Annotated in this window: 16 protein-coding genes and 1 tRNA gene; 12 read left to right on the top strand and 5 right to left on the bottom strand. The window is 70.6% G+C overall.

The window, feature by feature from the left end; genetic code table 11:
- The first annotated feature begins 2 nt into the window (after positions 1–2).
- From AB0L37_RS02345 to AB0L37_RS02335, 3 genes are all read left to right on the top strand, one after another.
- Positions 3–1,478, top strand: coding sequence for an ATP-binding protein (locus AB0L37_RS02345; protein WP_365498773.1), 1,476 nt, complete (start codon positions 3–5; stop codon positions 1,476–1,478).
- A gap of 456 nt (positions 1,479–1,934) precedes the next feature.
- Entirely contained in the window at positions 1,935–2,123 is a 189-nt protein-coding gene (locus tag AB0L37_RS02340) for a helix-turn-helix domain-containing protein (protein ID WP_365498770.1), read from the top strand.
- 60 nt (positions 2,124–2,183) lie between these two features.
- Entirely contained in the window at positions 2,184–3,599 is a 1,416-nt protein-coding gene (locus AB0L37_RS02335; RefSeq protein WP_365498768.1) for a tyrosine-type recombinase/integrase, read from the top strand.
- 137 nt (positions 3,600–3,736) lie between these two features.
- Here the strand turns inward: AB0L37_RS02335 and AB0L37_RS02330 are convergent.
- A tRNA-Ser gene (locus AB0L37_RS02330) sits at positions 3,737–3,821 on the bottom strand.
- 72 nt (positions 3,822–3,893) lie between these two features.
- A complete protein-coding gene (locus AB0L37_RS02325; protein ID WP_365498765.1) occupies positions 3,894–5,348 on the bottom strand; it encodes a trypsin-like peptidase domain-containing protein in 1,455 nt (484 codons plus the stop codon).
- Positions 5,349–5,595: 247 nt separating this feature from the next.
- Between AB0L37_RS02325 and AB0L37_RS02320 the strand changes: the two genes are divergently transcribed.
- From AB0L37_RS02320 to AB0L37_RS02310, 3 genes are all read left to right on the top strand, one after another.
- A complete protein-coding gene (locus tag AB0L37_RS02320; protein ID WP_365498762.1) occupies positions 5,596–6,405 on the top strand; it encodes a glycerophosphodiester phosphodiesterase in 810 nt (269 codons plus the stop codon).
- Between the two features lie 159 nt (positions 6,406–6,564).
- The gene (locus AB0L37_RS02315) at positions 6,565–7,116 is read left to right on the top strand and encodes an ATP-binding protein (protein WP_365498759.1); all 552 of its coding nucleotides are present in this window, start codon (positions 6,565–6,567) and stop codon (positions 7,114–7,116) included.
- Between the two features lie 104 nt (positions 7,117–7,220).
- Entirely contained in the window at positions 7,221–8,183 is a 963-nt protein-coding gene (locus AB0L37_RS02310) for a DUF5926 family protein (RefSeq protein ID WP_365498756.1), read from the top strand.
- 248 nt (positions 8,184–8,431) lie between these two features.
- On the opposite strand, the gene AB0L37_RS02305 is transcribed toward AB0L37_RS02310, so the two are convergent.
- Together AB0L37_RS02305 and AB0L37_RS02300 are read right to left on the bottom strand one after the other, a co-directional pair.
- The gene (locus AB0L37_RS02305) at positions 8,432–9,016 is read right to left on the bottom strand and encodes a hypothetical protein (RefSeq protein ID WP_365498753.1); all 585 of its coding nucleotides are present in this window, start codon (positions 9,014–9,016) and stop codon (positions 8,432–8,434) included.
- A gap of 56 nt (positions 9,017–9,072) precedes the next feature.
- Positions 9,073–9,768 carry a bifunctional DNA primase/polymerase gene (locus tag AB0L37_RS02300; protein ID WP_365498750.1) on the bottom strand — a complete coding sequence of 232 codons (696 nt, stop codon included), beginning with the start codon at positions 9,766–9,768 and terminating at the stop codon, positions 9,073–9,075.
- Between the two features lie 651 nt (positions 9,769–10,419).
- On the opposite strand from AB0L37_RS02300, the gene AB0L37_RS02295 reads away from it, so the two are divergent.
- Positions 10,420–11,802, top strand: coding sequence for a PP2C family protein-serine/threonine phosphatase (locus AB0L37_RS02295; protein WP_365498747.1), 1,383 nt, complete (start codon positions 10,420–10,422; stop codon positions 11,800–11,802).
- 108 nt (positions 11,803–11,910) lie between these two features.
- Positions 11,911–13,365 carry an aminopeptidase P family protein gene (locus AB0L37_RS02290; RefSeq protein ID WP_365498744.1) on the top strand — a complete coding sequence of 485 codons (1,455 nt, stop codon included), beginning with the start codon at positions 11,911–11,913 and terminating at the stop codon, positions 13,363–13,365.
- Between the two features lie 66 nt (positions 13,366–13,431).
- On the opposite strand, the gene AB0L37_RS02285 is transcribed toward AB0L37_RS02290, so the two are convergent.
- Positions 13,432–13,890, bottom strand: coding sequence for an ATP-binding protein (locus AB0L37_RS02285; protein ID WP_365498741.1), 459 nt, complete (start codon positions 13,888–13,890; stop codon positions 13,432–13,434).
- A 191-nt stretch (positions 13,891–14,081) separates the two neighbouring features.
- Here AB0L37_RS02285 and AB0L37_RS02280 point away from each other — a divergent pair, with 191 nt between their 5' ends.
- From AB0L37_RS02280 to AB0L37_RS02265, 4 genes are all read left to right on the top strand, one after another.
- Positions 14,082–14,876: a hypothetical protein gene (locus tag AB0L37_RS02280; RefSeq protein WP_365498738.1), complete on the top strand. Its 795-nt coding sequence runs from the start codon at positions 14,082–14,084 to the stop codon at positions 14,874–14,876.
- A gap of 170 nt (positions 14,877–15,046) precedes the next feature.
- Positions 15,047–15,802: a YcnI family protein gene (locus tag AB0L37_RS02275; RefSeq protein ID WP_365498735.1), complete on the top strand. Its 756-nt coding sequence runs from the start codon at positions 15,047–15,049 to the stop codon at positions 15,800–15,802.
- A 78-nt stretch (positions 15,803–15,880) separates the two neighbouring features.
- Positions 15,881–16,570 (top strand): SCO family protein, encoded by a 690-nt coding sequence (locus AB0L37_RS02270; protein WP_365498732.1) that lies wholly within the window; start codon positions 15,881–15,883, stop codon positions 16,568–16,570.
- Complete coding sequence (locus AB0L37_RS02265) at positions 16,567–17,022, top strand: copper chaperone PCu(A)C (RefSeq protein WP_365498729.1); 456 nt, start codon at positions 16,567–16,569, stop codon at positions 17,020–17,022. Before AB0L37_RS02270 ends, AB0L37_RS02265 begins: the two co-directional genes overlap by 4 nt.
- Positions 17,023–17,028 lie beyond the last annotated feature (6 nt).

Raw genomic sequence — 17,028 nt, 5'->3', positions numbered from 1 at the left:
GCATGGCTGACGACGACAAGACCCCCGCCCGCGAGATCATCACCGACTACGCGCAAGCCCACTTCCGCTACTTCCGCACCCCCGACGGCACTGTCTACGCCCAGCGCAAGGGCCACCCCGTGGCCCGGCCGATGCGCTCGCAGGGCACCATGGGCAGCCACCGTCAAGAACTCATGGTCGGCCTGTTCCGCGACGGAAAGGGCGTCTTCAACGGCACCGCTCTCAAAGAGGCGTTGGACCTCATCGAGGCACTCGCGCTGAGCGAGGACGTCCAGCCCGTGCACATCCGCGTCGCGCCCGGATTCGATGGGGCCACCTGGTTGGACCTGGGACGCGACGACGGGCAGTCGGTGCGCATCCACCCCACCGGGTGGGAGGTCACCGTTCCAGACCCGCGGGAAGTGTGCTGGCGCCGCACCCAGCTCACCGGGGAACTCCCGCTGCCGGTCAAGGACACCGACGGCAAAGGCATTGACCTGCTTATGCGGCTGTGCAACTTCGCCACTGCCGACACCGAATCCCTGGCCATCGCGTGGCTCATCGGCTGCCTGACCCCGTCCGTGCCCGTGCCCGCACCGTTCCTGACCGGGCCGCAGGGAGCGGGCAAGTCCACCGGCGGCCGGATGCTGATCCGGATCGTGGAGGGCATGAGCGGCGACCTGCGCCGCGCCCCCAAGGACGAGGAGAACCTCATCGCCGCGGTCGCCGCAGGGTGGGTGACCGCGCTCGACAACCTGTCCCACATGACACCGGACCTGTCCGATGCCATGTGCTGCATCGTCACCGGAGCCGAGAGCGTCAAGCGCGCCCTGTTCACCGACGGGGACGTCTTCCGCGTCGGCTACCGCCGCCCCTTGCTGCTGACCGGGATCGACGTCGGCGTCATCCGGCCCGACCTCGCCGAGAGGCTCCTGCCGCTGCGTCTGGAGCGGCCCAAGGTGCGGCGCACGGAAGCCGAACTGTGGGCGGAGTACGAGGAAGTCCTGCCCGTCGTCCTCGGCTCGCTCCTGGACCTCACCGCCAAGATCCGCGCCATGGAAGCCGAGACCCCGACCGATCTGCGAATGGCGGACTTCGCGCACCTGTGCGCGCAGCTCGACGCCGCGAGCGGACTGGGCGCGCTCAAGGCGTACCGGGCGAGTCTGGACGATCTGAACGACGACGTGATCGAGGGTGACCTGCTCGCGCAGACCGTCCTGCGGCACGCCGACACGATCGCTCCGGGCGGCGCGGAGCGGATGACGTCCACGGAGTGGCTGCACCTGCTCAGCACCCTCTACAGCAGCGATGAGGTACGTCCCTTGCCCAAGGGGTGGCCGACCACGGGCAAGGTTCTCTCCGACCGGCTCAAGCGCCTTCAGCCGACGCTGGCGGCTCGCGGGGTCCTTATCGACTCGGGGCGCACCGCTGCGGGCCGCTATCTCGAAATGACCCGCCGGACGGCCCCGGCCGCACACGAGCAGAAGAGCGTGTTCTGACCGCCGCGCCGCGGCGGACGCTTCCTTGGACAAGCAAGAGGAGCACCGGGCGCGTGGCGTGCTCCTCTTGCTGTTCGGTGCGCAGCACCGCACCCATGGACGCGCCGCGCAGCGGCCCCTTCTTCGCGCTGTAAGGCGCACCAACTACCCACAGACACCCCCTTTTTTTGTCCTAAGAGGGAAGACGCTGCGTCATCCGCGTCACGCACGCCGGAAAGCAGCCCCTGATCTGCAACAACAGGCATGACGCAGACGAGGGCCCCGCGTCATCCTGCGTCACCTGCGTCATGCCCGGGACGCAGCCCATGACGCGCGGATGACGCACGCTTCCGGCACCCGCGTCACCCAAACCCGCAGGTCAGCAGCCCAAATGACGCTGATGACGCCAATGACGCAGAAACCCGCACCTCGGACAGGTGCAAGCCCCGCCGTGACCAGACCCCGAAGGAGTCGACCGTGGCACGCCCTCAAATGCTCAAGCTCCCCGAAGTCCTCCAAGAGATCGACATGAGCCGCGCCGCCTTCTACCGCATGCGTGCCCGTGGCCAAGCCCCCCGTCTCCGCAAACTCCCCAACGGCCAAGTTCGCGTCAGCCGAGCCGACTTGGACGCGTGGTGGGAGCGCTGCGCCGAGAACGCCGCATAGATCAAACCGTTTCACCGGGGCCCGCGCCGAGCGCGGGCCCCTCCTTATGTCAGGAGAGACATGCTCACGTACGACGTCGATATCTGGTCCATCCGCAAGCGCTCGGGCCGCCCGAAGCCATGGGAACTGCGTTGGCGCGTCGGCGAACGCCCCCATTCCCGGAGCTTCAAGCTCAAGCCGCAAGCGGAAGGCCGGCGGTCTGAGCTGATGACGGCCCTGCGCGAGAACCAGCAATTCGACGAGGAAACGGGGCTCCCCGCGCGCGAGTTGATGGCTCGCACGTCCCCTTCCTGGTACGAGCACGTCACGGGGTACGTCCTGATGAAGTGGCCTCAAGTCGCCGCCAAGCACCGGGCGAGCATCGCGGAATCGCTCGCTATCGTGACCCCAGCGCTCGTCACGAGCAAGCGGGGAGCACCCCGCCCTGGTGTGCTGCGTGAGGCCCTTTACCAGTGGGCGTTCCGAGCGGTTCGCAACTCGGAAGGGTCCTGGGTGCCGCGTCACGTCGTCGAAGAACCGCCTGCGGATATCCGCGCCGCCCTGGAGTGGATCGCTGCCCGCTCCATCAAGGTCAAGGACCTGGAGGACCCCACCCTTCTGCGTCCCGCCCTTGAGGCCTTGTCGATCCGGCTCGACGGAGGCAAGGCCGCTGAGAACACGGTCAGCCGGAAGCGCATGGTGCTGAGCAACGTGCTCCGCTACACCGTGGAGGAGAAGGGTCTCCTCACGGCGAACCCCCTGCGCCGCGTGGACTGGACGCCTCCTGAGAACGACGACGAGATTGACTTCCGGTATGTGCCGGGCCCGAGCCAAGCTCGCGCCCTGCTCGGCGCTGTCCGCGACTCCGGGCCCCGCGGCAAACATCTGCACGCGTTCTTCGGGTGCCTCTACTACGCGGCTATGCGCCCCGGTGAGATCGCGGCCCTCACGGCGGCGGACTGCACCTTGCCACCCAACTCACCTGAGTCCGTAAGGGAATGGGGCGAACTCCTCCTGGGGGAGAGCCGCCCGGAGGTCGGGGGTGGCTGGACCGACGACGGCACGTCGTACGAGAAGCGCGGTCTCAAGCGCCGTAAGCGCGGCGCGACGCGGTCCGTGCCCATCCCGCCCGTTCTCGTACACCTGCTGCGCGAGCACATCGCCCGGTACGGCACAGCCGATGACGGTCGCCTGTTCCGAGCGTCGCGCGGAGGGCGCCTCAACTCCACTGAGTACTGCGCCGTCTGGGACAGAGCACGAGCCGCTGCGCTCTCGCCCAGCGAGGCCAAATCCGCGCTCGCGGCGGTGCCGTACTCACTGCGGCACGCGGGCGTCTCCCTCTGGATCAAGTCGGGGGTAGACCCTGCGGAGGTCGCCGCTCGCGCCGGCCACAGCATCACCGTGCTGTACCGCTTCTACGCAAAGATCCTGAAGGGCGGTCAGGAGCACTCCAACGACCTGATCTCCCGCGCCCTCGACGAGGGCGAGGAGTCCTGACCCTGGCCCACAGATGGCCCATACGTACTGGTCAACGCTGGGAAATGGGCGAGAAAGGGTGAGACAGGTTCAACGCGAAAGGGGTGCTCCGGAGACCGGAACACCCCTTCTGACCAGCACCTAAGCTGACCTGCATGCGGTGGGTGTGGGATTTGAACCCACGGTGACTCGCGCCACGACGGTTTTCAAGACCGTTCCCTTAGGCCGCTCGGGCAACCCACCCCGCGCCCCGCGGCGGCCGTGCCGGCCGTCGTGAGCGCGGGACCAGGGTAGCGGGTCCGGTCGCGGGGTCGGTCAGCTGTCGCCCTTGCGCTCGCCGAGGGTCACGTCGACCGTGTGCTCCTTGCCGTCGCGCGTGTACGTGAGCTTCACGGTGTCGCCCGGCTTGTGCGTCCAGATCTGGCCGATCAGGGTCGGGCCCGAGTCGATGACCTGGTCGTCCAGCTTCGTGATCACGTCGCCGGACTTCAGGCCCGCCTTGGCGGCCGGACCGTTCGGCGTGACCGCCGCGGAGCCGCTCGCGCCCTGCTCGGTGATCTTCGCCCCGCCGGTGCCCTCCTCCAGGGAGACCGAGGCACCGATCACCGGGTAGACGGGCTCGCCGGTCTTGATGAGCTGCTGGGCGACCATCTTGGCCTGGTTGATCGGGATGGCGAAGCCGAGACCGATCGAACCGGCCTGGCCCGAGCCGCCCAGACCGCCGCTGGAGGCGGACTGGATCGCGGAGTTGATGCCGATCACGCTTCCGTTGCCGTCGAGCAGCGGGCCGCCGGAGTTGCCCGGGTTGATCGACGCGTCGGTCTGCAGGGCGCTCATGTACGAGGCCTTGCTGCTGCCCGATCCGTCGCTGGAGGCCACCGGGCGGTCCTTGGCGGAGATGATGCCCGTGGTCACCGTGTTGGACAGGCCGAAGGGCGCGCCGATCGCGATGGTCGAGTCGCCGACAGCGACCTGGTCCGAGTTGCCGAGGGTGAGCGGCTTGAGGTCGTCCGGCGCGTTCTTCAGCTTGATGACCGCGACGTCGTAGCCCTGCGCGTGACCGATCACCTCGGCGTCGTACTTCTTGCCGTTCGAGAACGTGGCCGACAGCTTGCCGCCGTCGACGGCCTCCGCCACCACGTGGTTGTTGGTGAGGATGTGGCCTTCCTTGTCGTACACGAAGCCCGTGCCGGTACCGCCCTCGCCGTTGTCGCCCTCGGCCTCGATGGTGACCGTGCTGGGCAGCGCCTTGGCGGCGATGTCCGCGACGGTGCCCGGGTCGCGCTTGAGGTCCGCCGGGTTGGAGGCGGAGACGGTGGTCGAGCCGGTGCCCGCGTCGTCGCCCCGCTCGGCGGCCCAGTAGCCCACGCCGCCGCCGACCGCGCCCGCGATCAGCGCCGCCGCGATGACTCCGGCGAGGAGCCCGCCGCGACGGCCGCCCGGCTTGGGCTGCGGCTGCTGGTAGGAAGCCCCCCACGGGGTGCCGCCGCCACCGCCCGAGGCGTACGCGGGCACGGCCGGCGGCTGCGGGGGCGGCCAGTCGCCGGCGGGGGCGGGGCCGCCCGCGCCGACGGGCCCGGCGGGGGACGCTGCGGGCGTCTCGTGCCCGGCGGGTACCGCTCCCTGGCTCACCGTGTCGTGTCCGGCGCCCTGCGGGGCCGACGGCGCGGGTCCGGCCGGGGCCGGCGCGGGAGCAGCGGGAGCGTCCACCGGCACGGGAGGTGCGGACGGGGCCGGGGGGACCGAAGTGCCCTCGTTCTCGGTGCTCACAGCTTTCTCTCCTCGATCCACGGCTGTCGTCGCCGGCCGGGTCCGGTGGACGGTGCCACCTGCCGTTCCGGCATGGTCCTGTCACGGTCCGGTTGTGCAGTTGTACGCCGTCAGCTTTTCCCACCGGACGTCAGGGCACCATAAGACGTTCCTGTGCGTCCGATGCCATCCTTTATGTCCGGCGAAACGGACGCATCCGCTAGGCCGTTTTTCTCGGTGCCCCGCCGCGCGGTGGCACCATGACGCGGTGACCCACGCACGACAGCAACGCATCCAGGTCGTCGCCCACCGCGGTGCCTCGGAGGACGCCCCCGAGCACACGCTGGCCGCATACAAGAAGGCGATCGAGGACGGTGCCGACGCCCTTGAATGCGATGTGCGGCTCACGGCCGACGGCCATCTCGTCTGTGTGCACGACCGCCGTGTCAACCGTACGTCGAACGGCCGCGGAGCGGTCTCGGCCCTGGAACTCGCGGATCTCGCCGCGCTCGACTTCGGCTCCTGGAAGGACCTGGACCGCGACGAGGCGCCCGACCGCACCGGGGGCTCGGCGGACACCTCGGTCCTGACCCTGGAGCGGCTCCTCGAACTGGTCGCCGACGCGGGCCGCCGCGTGGAGCTGGCCATCGAGACCAAACACCCCACCCGGTGGGCGGGGCAGGTGGAGGAGCGGCTGCTGCTCCTGCTCAAGCGGTTCGGCCTGGACGCGCCGCCCGCGGACGAGCCCTCACAGGTGCGTGTCATGAGCTTTTCGGCCCGTTCCCTGCTGCGCGTCCAGGAGGCGTCGCCGACGCTGCCGACCGTCTACCTGATGCAGTTCGTCTCGCCGCGCCACCGCGAGGGCCGCCTCCCCAAGGGCGTGCACATCGCGGGCCCCGGCATCCGGATCGTGCGCAACCACCCCGCGTACATCGAGAAGCTCACGCGCGCGGGTCACCAGGTCCACGTCTGGACGGTGAACGAGCCCGCGGACATCGACCTCTGCGTGGAACTCGGTGTCGACGCGATCATCACCAATCGGCCCGCGGCGGTGCTGCGCCACCTCGGAAGAGGCTGAATCCGGCCACCTTCACCCCGAGCTGTCACAGGGAGTACTCCGGCGCGTTCGTTCCGTGTTCGATCGTTACGAGTGCGTCACCACAGGTCGGTTGGCCGGTTTCCGGTCCAGTCCATTGGGGCATTCACACCGTGGCGTGGGGCAAAGGAGGTCTCGGGGGTGGCGTTGGTGGTGGCACAGGAGGTGCCCGCGTCGTCGAGCATGGCCGTACCCCATGGCCCTGCGGGCGTGGGCGAAGCACGACACCGGATGCGCGATCAACTGCGTAGCAGCGGGGTGTCGGAATCGGTCGTAGACGATGCAGTTCTGATCCTTTCCGAACTGCTCAGCAATGCCTGCCGGCACGGCAGGCCGCTGGGCGACGACGTGGTCGGCGACGGGGACGTACGCGCCGCATGGCGCGTCGACGACCGTGGCTGCCTCACGGTCGAGGTCACGGACGGCGGCGGCCCGACCCGCCCGGTTCCGGCCACGCCCTCGGTCACGGCGCACGGCGGCCGCGGGCTCAACATCATCTCGGCGCTCTCCGACGACTGGGGCGTACGGGACGACGCCCGGGGCGAGGTCACCGTCTGGGTGGTCGTGCACAAGGACGTGCACGCGGAGTCGGCCGCGCACCGCAGGGACGACTTCGCGGCGCGCATCACGGCGCCGCCGGTCTCGGAGCTGGCGGGCCTCGACTTCGCGGACGCCTTCGACGAGCTGACCTGACCGCCTTCGGGCGCAGGGCACTTGGACCGAATCCCACCCTTGTCAGTACGAGCGGCTAGGCTCGCGCCCGTACGTACGAGAGCCGTATCCGGGAGACACCCAAGATGGCCAAGAAGCGCCCCCAGACCAAGGGCAAGCCGCAAGTCACCAACGGGGAGATCCCGGTTGTCGGCGCCCGTGAGCCGTGCCCCTGCGGCAGCGGCCGCCGCTACAAGGCCTGCCACGGCCGGGCCGCCGCGCACGCGGTGACCGAGCTGGTGCACCGCCCCTTCGAGGGCCTGGCCGGCGAGGGCGACTGGGTCGCGCTGCGCGAGCTGGTGCCCGCCGCGACAGTCGAGCTGCACCTGAAGGACGGGCTGCCCGAGGGCGTCCCGTCGGTCACCCTCGCGACCGTGCTCCCCATGGCGTGGCCCGCGCTGCGCCGTGACGACGGGTCGGTCCTGATCGGCCTCCAGAACGACACCCCCTCCGGCGACATCAGCCGCGACCTGGCCGACACCCTGCTGCGCGCCCTGGAGGCCGAGCCGGGCCACCCGGTGCAGGCCCGCCGCGCCCCCGCCGACGGGCCGCGCCTTCAGGACGTGCTCGACCCGCAGGGCCCCTTCGAGCCGGTCGTGCACACGGGCTTCGAGTTCTGGGTCCCCGACTCGGAGAACGCGTCGACGGAGGTCACCGCCTCCCTGGAGCGGGCCAACGACGCGGCGATCCCGACCGTGAAGCTCTCCGGCGTGGACAGCGCCTACTGGTGCGAGACGCCGGACAAGAACCACCTGCGCTGGGTCATGCCGCACCCGGAGGAGAAGCTCCTCGACGCGCTCGCGCGGCTGCACGCGGCGGGCACGTCGTCGCTCGGCGAGGGCACGCGTCTGGTGGGCTCGTTCCGGGCGCACGGTCTGACCGTCCCGGTGTGGGACCTGCCGAGCGCCGTGAAGGCCGAGGACATCGAGAAGCCCGCCGCCGAGTTCGCCGAGCGGCTCGCCGCCGCGCTCGCCACGGACGCGCCGCTGACCGCGGACGAGCGCCGGGCGCGCGGTGGACTCACCAACCGACAGGTGACGCTCAGCTGATGCTCAGCGTTCACCTGGGCTGACCGACCGGTCAGCCGCCCGGGGCTGTGAAAGGCCCGGGAAAACCCACTCGGAATGGGTGACTCCGGTCACAACTCCCGGTAGTTGCAGGTAAATCCATGTCCGAATAGAAGAGATCGAATTTGCTAACTGCCGATCTCTTGTTACCGTTCAAGTAGCCCGGTTGCTGGTGCATCCCCCGTCGCCAGCAACCGGGCGCTTTCATGTCCGCGCCCGCTCCGGACGGCTCAACCCCCGTGCGACGGCGCCGAGTTGCTCCCCGACCGCAACAGCAGCGGTCCCGTCTCACCGGCCGCGTACTCCGCCACGGCGGCGTACTGCGAAGGCTTGCCCCGCGTCCGTCCGCGCGGCGTCTCGCACATCCCCGGCTCGTCCTCCGCGCCGACCGCGCAATTGATCTGCACCGTGCGCCCGCCGGGCGCCATCAGCGTCAGGACGGCACTCAGTTCCGCGCCGGTCGCGTTGCGGTAGTAGGTGCGCGCCCAGGTGTCGCGACCCTGAGTGAGCACACAGGTCTGCGCCTCGATGCCGTCGGGGGAGGCGAGTTGCGGTCCGCACTGGGCGGCGGTGGCGAGGCCCAGATCGCTCAGCAGGGATTCGGGGCGGTCCGCCGCGTCCTCGCCGTCGGCCTCGTTCCCGGCTTTGTCGTCGACCTTGTCGCCCGTCCCCACGGGTGCCGATTCGGCCTTCTCCGCGGCCGGCCGCGTCGGCCCGTCGTCCGCGGGCCCCGCGGAAGCGCCCGCCAGCGGAAGCGCGGCGGTGAGCACCACCACGGCGAGAAGTCCGAACAGACGAAGGCGCGAGGCAGGCATGCGCCGAAGATATCGGCGCACACCCCTCGCGACGGGGCGCCGCGCGCCCGATACCGCTACAACTCGGGCGCGCTCACACCCGTACGAGTGAGAGCGTCCACGACCGCGCCGACCACGGCCTCCACATCGGGCACCCACGGCGCCGCGGAGCCGGGCAGCGGCGCGCGCTCCCAGCGGACCTGGCCGGCGCCGGTGGTGGACGGGGGCAGCGCGATGTAGCCGCCCTCGCCGTGGAAGCGGAGCGATCCCGGGACGAAGTCCTGCGCGTACAGGAGCTCGCCGAGCTGCTCCATCGAGTACGGCGCCACGAGGATCGAGAGACGCTCCGGGGTGGCGACGACCGGGCCGAGGCGGATGCCGGTGCGGTCGAGCGCCGTGAGCGCGCGGGCGCCCGCGACGGCCGGGAGGCTCACGGCGCACGGTGCGCGCCCGCCGGAGGCCCCGGCCGGGGCACCGGTGGCGAGCACGATCGGCGCGCCAGGGCGGTTGGTCCACCACCAGCGGACCATGCGCTCGTCGGTCGTCGCGGCGAGCAGCCCCGGGTCGAAGGGGTGCGCGCCGGGCACGGTGCACTCGGGGTCGGGGCAGGCGCAGCGGACGCCGTCACGACGGCCCGCCGACTCGAGCCCTATGCCGGGCAATACCGGCCACTGCCACGCTGTCGCGAACGTGAGGGCCGCGCTGATCAGGTCAGACTTCCCGCTGTCACGCCTGGACAGGAGCCTGCGTCGCCTTCCGAGGATCTCGCGCATGAGCGCTCGTTCCTTTCCGTTGACCGAAGAGAACGCTGTGGGCCACATCACACCATGTGTCGATCAGTCACTGCGCGTACGTGTTGCGCGTACGGGTTGGAGCACCTGACCCAGCCTGAGTCGCCGGCCGGAGACAGGGGGAACCCCTATAGTCCGAGCGCCTGCTGCGTCCTTTAAAAGCCTGGCGTGGGGTGGCGGCGCCTGGCGTTTGCCGTCCCGCGTATTTCTCGCCGTCTCCCCCACGGGAGGATGGGGCACGGTCGTCGATGGTTATGACGCCCGGCTCCCTCACCAGGTTCCGGGTTGATCCCAACTGCCCCTGGTCTTCACCGAGTACGTACCCATCGCGGCCGCCATGACGCTCTGTCGAACAATGCCAGTCGACCGCAATATGCCGTTCCCTGAGGCAGTTTTTGGCCATCTTGGGGAGATCGAGATCTGGTCGAGATCACGAGGGAGAACAGAGATCGCATTACCTCAGAAGGCACTTGACCACCACGGACACCAGGAATCCCGGCAGGACAATGCTGGACATCCCCTCTCCAGTGCGTGTAGATGTGGAGACATTGCTAGCGACGCAGTGCTGGATAGGCTGACATGGGGGTTTGCGATGCTATCGAGCAATATGGGTCGGCCGGAAAGCCCGAAGCCATGACAACCCCACGCCTCCCGAAAGTGGCTGGAATCGATTCAACGGTTCCCCCACCCGCACACACTGTCGCGCCCGCGCCTGCGGCGCCTGTGGTCCCTGCCGCCCCCGCGGCCCCCACAGCCGTGATCCAGGACCGCCTCGCCGGCTGGGTCTCCGACCTCACGACCCTGCACGAACTCACGGAACGGCTGGCCCGCACGGCCGCACTCGAGGACGCACTGCACGAACTGCTGCGCGCCGGAGCCGCCCTGGTGGGCGCCCGGCGCGGTCTTGTCGTACTCGAACCGGGCGACGGACTCGGCCCCGACACGACCGTGGGCCTCGGCCTGTCCCGGCCCGACCTCGGGCACATCGAGACGGTCCCGCGCGGCGCCACGTCGTACGGGCGGATCCTGGACGGGCTGAGCACCGACCCCGAGTCCCGCGCCGACCTGCTCTCCGAGGACGGGCTCGACCCGCGCCACCGCGAGGTCGCCGCGCGCCTGGGCTACGCCGCGAGCTACGCGCTCCCGCTCGCCACCGACGCAGCGGGCCGGCTCGGCGCCGCCGTCTGGCTCTACGACGAGCCGGCCGAACCCGTCGAGCGCCAGCGCCACCTCATCGGCCTGTACGCGCGCTACGCCACCGAGCACCTGGCCCGCCTCCTCGAAACCGAGCGCACGCGCGCGTGGTCGCGCACGATGGCCGACGAACTGCTGCCCGCGCGGCTGCCCCGCGTCGCCGGTGTGCAGCTCGCCGTGCGGCACCGCACCGGTCCGCGCGGCGGCGGCGACTGGTACGACGCGCTGCCGCTGCCCGAGGGGGCGCTCGGGCTCGCGGTCGGCTCGGTCACCGGCTCCGGCGCGAGCGCGGTCGCCGCGATGGGCCGCCTTCGCGCCTCCCTGCGCGCGTACGCGGTGATGGAGGGCGAGGACCCGGTCGCGGTCCTGTCCGACCTCGAACTCCTGCTGCGGCTGACCGAGCCCGCGCGCAGCGCGACCGCCCTGTTCGCCTATTGCGAGCCGGCCCAGCGCAAGATCGTCCTCGCGGGCGCCGGGCACTGCCCGCCGCTGGTGATCGGCGAGCGGCGCACGGAGTTCGCGGAGACGACCCTGTCGGCGCCGCTCGGGATGCTCTCCTGCTGGGAGGCGCCGAGCGCGGAGATCGCGCCGGAGCCCGGCGAGACCGTGCTGCTCTACACGGACGGCCTGCTGCGCCGCACCGGCGACGCCATGGACCGCGCCTTCGCCCGGCTGCACGCGGCCGCCGCGAGCGTCCCCAAACCGATCCGCGAGGACCCGGGCGCGATCGCCGACCACGTACTGCGCGCGATGCTGCCCGACGGGCTCGACACGGCCGACAGCGACGAGGACGTCGTGCTGCTCGCGGCGCGCTTCGAGTGACCTGTCGGAGCTGTGTGTAACGGGCACTCCGGCCCTGGACCCCCTTCCGTACGCTCGTACGATGGAGGGGGTCCATTGCCGTACTCAGGCCGTATTTCAGGAGGAATTGTGTCGGAGGAGCTCACCACCCCGGAGACCCCGGACGAAGAGCCCATCAAGCAGCGCAAGAACGGCCTCTACCCGGGTGTGTCCGACGAGCTCGCCGAGAACATGCAGTCCGGCTGGGCCGACACCGAGCTGCACGACCTGCAGCCGATCGCGCAGGCCGCCGAGACCGCCGCCCGCCGTGCCGCCCTGTCCGCCCGCTTCCCGGGCGAGCGCCTGGTCGTGCCCGCCGGCAACCTCAAGACCCGCTCGAACGACACGGAGTACGCCTTCCGCGCCTCCGTCGAGTACGCGTACCTGACCGGCAACCAGACGGAGGACGGCGTCCTCGTCATGGAGCCCGTCGCCGACGGCCACAAGGCGACCATCTACCTGCTGCCGCGCTCCAACCGGGAGAACGGCGAGTTCTGGCTCGACGGCCAGGGCGAGCTGTGGGTCGGCCGCCGCCACTCGCTGACCGAGGCCGAGAAGCTGTACGGCATCCCCGCCTCCGACGTGCGCGAGCTCGCCGACGCGCTGCGCGAGGCCACCGGCCCTGTCCGGGTCGTGCGCGGCTACGACGCCGGCATCGAGGCCGCCCTGACCGACAAGGTCACCGCGGAGCGCGACGAGGAGCTGCGGGTCTTCCTCTCCGAGGCGCGGATCGTGAAGGACGCGTTTGAGATCGGCGAGCTGCAGAAGGCGGTCGACTCGACCGTGCGCGGCTTCGAGGACGTCGTGAAGGTCCTCGACAAGGCCGAGGCGACGTCCGAGCGCTACATCGAGGGCACGTTCTTCCTGCGCGCACGCGTGGAGGGCAACGACATCGGCTACGGCTCGATCTGCGCCGCGGGCCCGCACGCCTGCACGCTGCACTGGGTGCGCAACGACGGCCCGGTCCGCTCCGGCGACCTGCTGCTGCTCGACGCCGGTGTGGAGACGCACACGTACTACACCGCCGACGTCACGCGCACGCTGCCGATCAACGGCCGCTTCAGCGACATCCAGCGCAAGATCTACGACGCGGTGTACGAGGCCCAGGAGGCCGGCATCGCGGCGGTGAAGCCGGGCGGCAAGTACCGCGACTTCCACGACGCCGCGCAGCGCGTGCTCGCCGAGAAGCTCGTCGAGTGGGGTCTGGTCGAGGGGCCGGTCGAGCGCGTCCTGGAGCTCGGTCTCCAGCGCCGCTGGACGCTGCACGGCACCGGTCACATGCTCGGCATGGACGTGCACGACTGCGCGGCCGCGCGGACCGAGGCGTACGTGGACGGCACGCTGGAGCCGGGCATGTGCCTCACCGTCGAGCCCGGTCTGTACTTCCAGGCCGACGACCTGACGGTGCCCGAGGAGTACCGCGGCATCGGTGTCCGCATCGAGGACGACATCCTCGTCACGGAGGACGGCAACCGGAACCTGTCGGACGGGCTGCCGCGCCGGTCCGACGAGGTCGAGGCGTGGATGGCGGGTTTGAAGGGCTGATCGCCGCTCATAGCGACCAGCAGCTTTCGGTGGAGGGCCGTGGACCAAGGCGTCCGCGGCCCTTCGTCACACCGCCACGAGCGGTGCGTCCTCCCGCCACTTGAGGATCTTGTCGAAGCTGACCACGGCGCCGCCCCGGTCCGGCCGGTTCACGAAGCGCACATGGTCGGCGAGTTCCTGGATGAGGCAGAGCCCGCGGCCGTTCTCCGCGTGGTCGGGCGCCGGGCGCAGCGCCGCGCGGCCGCGCAGGGCGGGGAACCCCGGGCCCGAGTCGGTCACTTCGATGCGGCACTTCTCGCCGTCCAGGTAAGCGGTGACCCGGTAGGCGCCCGAGGTCTCCCCGGGTCCGGCCGTGGCGCCCCCGTGCTCGACGGCGTTCGCGCAGGCCTCGCTGAGCGCGACCGACAGTTCGTAGGAGACGTCCGGGTCGACACCGGCGGTCTCCATGGTGCCCATGAGGAGGCGTCGGGCGAGCGGCACGCTCGCAGCCTCGCGCCGCAGATGGAGGGACCACCAGATGCTCATGCTCCAGCCTCCTGGCCGCGGCTCGACATACCGATACGTATTGCCATCATCGGCCCTGCGCAATCAGGGAGTTGACGTGATACCGCCCATACGGCCGACGCGCGCACCCTGGGCGGCGGTGTAGGGAAGAATCCGGACCTTGCGGACCTGCCGTGTGAAGCGGGTGGGCCCGGTGGGATGATGAGGCCGCCATGCCTGCCCCCCACCAGCGTCAGACGCACAGCGCGGCCGATCTCCGGCTGCTGAGGGCCGCGGTGTTCGCCGCGGTCTGCGTCGTGCTGTCCGCTGCGGGGCACGTCCTCGGTTCGACCTCCGGTGTCCCCTGGTGGACGCTGGGGCTCGGCTTCGTCGCCGCCTTCTGCGTGGCCGCGCCGCTGGCCGGCCGCGAGCGGTCCCTCGCGGGCATCGCCTGCACGCTGGGGATCGGGCAGATCGGCCTGCACAGCCTGTTCGGCCTCGGGCAGCAGGGCGCCATGACCATGAGCGCGACGGAGCCCTCCGTCGTGGAGCGGGCCGCGCGCCTGATGTGCGGTGCGGGCGCTTCGGCGCTCAGCCCCGCGCAGGCGCAGCGGATCCTGGACGACGCGGGTGTGACACCGGGCGCCGTTCACCACGACATGGGAGGCGCGGCCGGCACGTCCATGTCGCTGCTGCCGTCGCTGCCCATGCTCCTCGGGCACCTGCTGGCCGCGGCCGGCGCCGGGTGGCTGATGCGCCACGGCGACCTCGCCCTGGGCCGGATCGTGCGGCTCTCCAAGATCTCTGCGCACGACGTCGCGGCCGGGGTGCCGCTGCGCTCCCTGCGCGCGGCTCTCGCCCTCGTACGCGCCTTGCGTGCGGGTCTTCCGGGTGCGTCCGGGGGCCTGTCGCGCGGGCTGCCGCGCGCCGGGTTCGCCGCGCCGCCCGTCCTGCGGGCGGCGGTGCTTCAGCACTCCGTGAGCCGGCGCGGGCCGCCCGCCGCGGACTCGTTCCGTCTCGCTGCCTGAACGGCGCCCGTACTCCACCACGTACTGCGTGGGGTGAGGTGTGCCGTGCGGCACGCGCGCGTACCCGCGTCCTCGCCTGCTTTCCCGCCGCATACATGTGGCCTGCTCGCGTCCGCGGTCACGCGCCCCACCCTTCGCTGGATCCCGCTGAACGTGGAGTTCTTTCTGCCATGAAGAAGATGTCCCGCGCCGCTCTCGTCGGTGCCGCCGCCGTCTCCTCCGTCGTCCTCGTGTCCGCCCCGGCCTTCGCGCACGTGAGCGTGCAGCCCGAGGGCGCCGCGGCCAAGGGCAGTTACGCCGTGGTCGACTTCAAGGTGCCCAACGAGCGCGACGACGCCGCGACCACCAAGCTCGAGGTCAGCCTGCCGACCGACCACCCGCTCGCCTCGGTGATGCCCGAGCCGGTGCCGGGCTGGGAGGCCAAGGTCACCAAGTCCAAGCTCGACAAGCCGATCGAGATGCACGGCGAGAAGATCACCGAGGCCGTCTCCAAGGTCACCTGGACCGCGACCGGTTCCGGCGACGCCAAGGGCATCCGGCCCGGCTACTTCCAGAAGTTCCCGGTGTCCATCGGCCAGCTGCCGACCGACGCCGACCAGCTCGTCTTCAAGGCGATCCAGACGTACGACAACAAGGAGGTCGTGCGCTGGATCGAGCCGCAGCAGGAGGGCCAGGAGGAGCCGGAGAACCCGGCGCCCACCCTTGAGCTGACGGCCGCGACGGACGACGAGCACGGCTCGTCCGGCGCGTCCTCCGACGACCACGCCGACGACAAGAAGGAGACCACCGCGGCCTCCTCCGACGCGTCGTCCGACAGCTCCGGCAGCGACACCACCGCCCGCGTCCTCGGCATCGTCGGAATCGCCGTCGGCGCCGCCGGTGTGGCGTTCGGCGTGCTGGCGGGCCGTCGGCGTACCAACAGCTGAGCCACCCATGGCGGGTGCCGGGGTCGCGGTGGGCGGCCCCGGCACCCGCCGGCCCCCTCACATCTGGGACATTTCTCTATGCGCAAGACGATGAAGACGATCAAGAAGCAGGGCCGGGGCCGGAAGGCACTGCTCGCCGCCGGCCTGGTCACGGCGGCCGCGCTCACGCTCTCCGCGTGCGGCGGCGGTGACGACAGCGGGAAGCCGGTCGCCGAGGTCTCCTCCGAGGCCGGTTCGCAGCAGAACGTGACGGTGCTCGACAAGCCGTTCGAGAAGCCGGACCTGGTCCTGACCGACACCCACGGCAAGAAGTTCGACCTGCGCGAGCGGACCAAGGGCAGGCCGACGCTGATCTACTTCGGCTACACGCACTGCCCCGACGTCTGCCCGCTGACGATGAGCAACATCGCCGTGGCCAAGAAGGCCCTGCCCAAGGCCGAACAGGACAAGCTCCAGGTCGTGTTCGTGACCACCGACCCGGACCGCGACACCCCGGCCGTGCTCGGCAAGTGGCTCAAGGCCCAGGACGCCGACTTCATCGGCCTGACCGGTGACTTCGCCACCATTCAGGGCGGTGCCCGGACCCTCGGCATCTCCATCGAGCCGACGCAGAAGGACAAGAACGGCAAGCTCGTGTCGATGCACGGCACGCAGGTCATCGCCTTCTCGCCGAAGACCGACGCCGGCTACCTGCTGTACGACGAGGAAGCCACCGTCGACGACTACACCAAGGACCTGCCCAGGATCATCAAGGGGGCGAAGCCGTGAGGCGCGCCCCGCTCGCGTTGGGCGCCCTGATACTCGCCGCGGGGTTCACCCTCACGGCCTGCGGTTCGGACGACGAGCCGGAGCTGAAGGTCGAGGGCGCGTTCATCCCCGAGCCCGCCTCCGGCGACATGGCGGCCGGGTTCTTCGTCGTGCACAACAGCGGCGGCGCCGACACGCTCACCTCGGTCAGCAGCCCGCTCTCGAAGCAGGTCACGCTGCACAGCACCAAGGGCGGGGTGATGAAGGAGCAGAAGTCCTTCGCCGTGCCCGCCGACGGCGCGCTCGACTTCGAACGGGGCGGCAACCACCTCATGTTCGAAAACGTGGCGCAGAAGCCGAAGGAGGGCGACAAGGTGTCCGTGGAGCTGCACTTCGCCAAGGCGGGCACCGTCAAGGTCGCCTTCCCGGTGAAGGCCGCCACCTACAACCCGACGTCGCACGCGTCTCATTGAGGGGCT

Source organism: Streptomyces sp. NPDC052225 (assembly GCF_040679615.1).
Lineage (GTDB): Bacteria > Actinomycetota > Actinomycetes > Streptomycetales > Streptomycetaceae > Streptomyces.
Note: the sequence above shows the minus strand (reverse complement) of the source record. Positions and strands in the feature narration are given on the sequence as shown.

Excerpts from the sequence above, each read along its gene's own strand:
- AB0L37_RS02270 (WP_365498732.1), top strand. The coding sequence starts at position 15,881 with ATGCGCAAGACGATGAAGACGATCAAGAAGCAGGGCCGGGGCCGGAAG.
- AB0L37_RS02300 (WP_365498750.1), bottom strand. The coding sequence starts at position 9,768 with ATGCGCGAGATCCTCGGAAGGCGACGCAGGCTCCTGTCCAGGCGTGAC.
- AB0L37_RS02310 (WP_365498756.1), top strand. The coding sequence starts at position 7,221 with ATGGCCAAGAAGCGCCCCCAGACCAAGGGCAAGCCGCAAGTCACCAAC.
- AB0L37_RS02335 (WP_365498768.1), top strand. The coding sequence starts at position 2,184 with ATGCTCACGTACGACGTCGATATCTGGTCCATCCGCAAGCGCTCGGGC.
- AB0L37_RS02345 (WP_365498773.1), top strand. The coding sequence starts at position 3 with ATGGCTGACGACGACAAGACCCCCGCCCGCGAGATCATCACCGACTAC.
- AB0L37_RS02285 (WP_365498741.1), bottom strand. The coding sequence starts at position 13,890 with ATGAGCATCTGGTGGTCCCTCCATCTGCGGCGCGAGGCTGCGAGCGTG.
- AB0L37_RS02275 (WP_365498735.1), top strand. The coding sequence starts at position 15,047 with ATGAAGAAGATGTCCCGCGCCGCTCTCGTCGGTGCCGCCGCCGTCTCC.
- AB0L37_RS02305 (WP_365498753.1), bottom strand. The coding sequence starts at position 9,016 with ATGCCTGCCTCGCGCCTTCGTCTGTTCGGACTTCTCGCCGTGGTGGTG.
- AB0L37_RS02280 (WP_365498738.1), top strand. The coding sequence starts at position 14,082 with ATGCCTGCCCCCCACCAGCGTCAGACGCACAGCGCGGCCGATCTCCGG.
- AB0L37_RS02295 (WP_365498747.1), top strand. The coding sequence starts at position 10,420 with ATGACAACCCCACGCCTCCCGAAAGTGGCTGGAATCGATTCAACGGTT.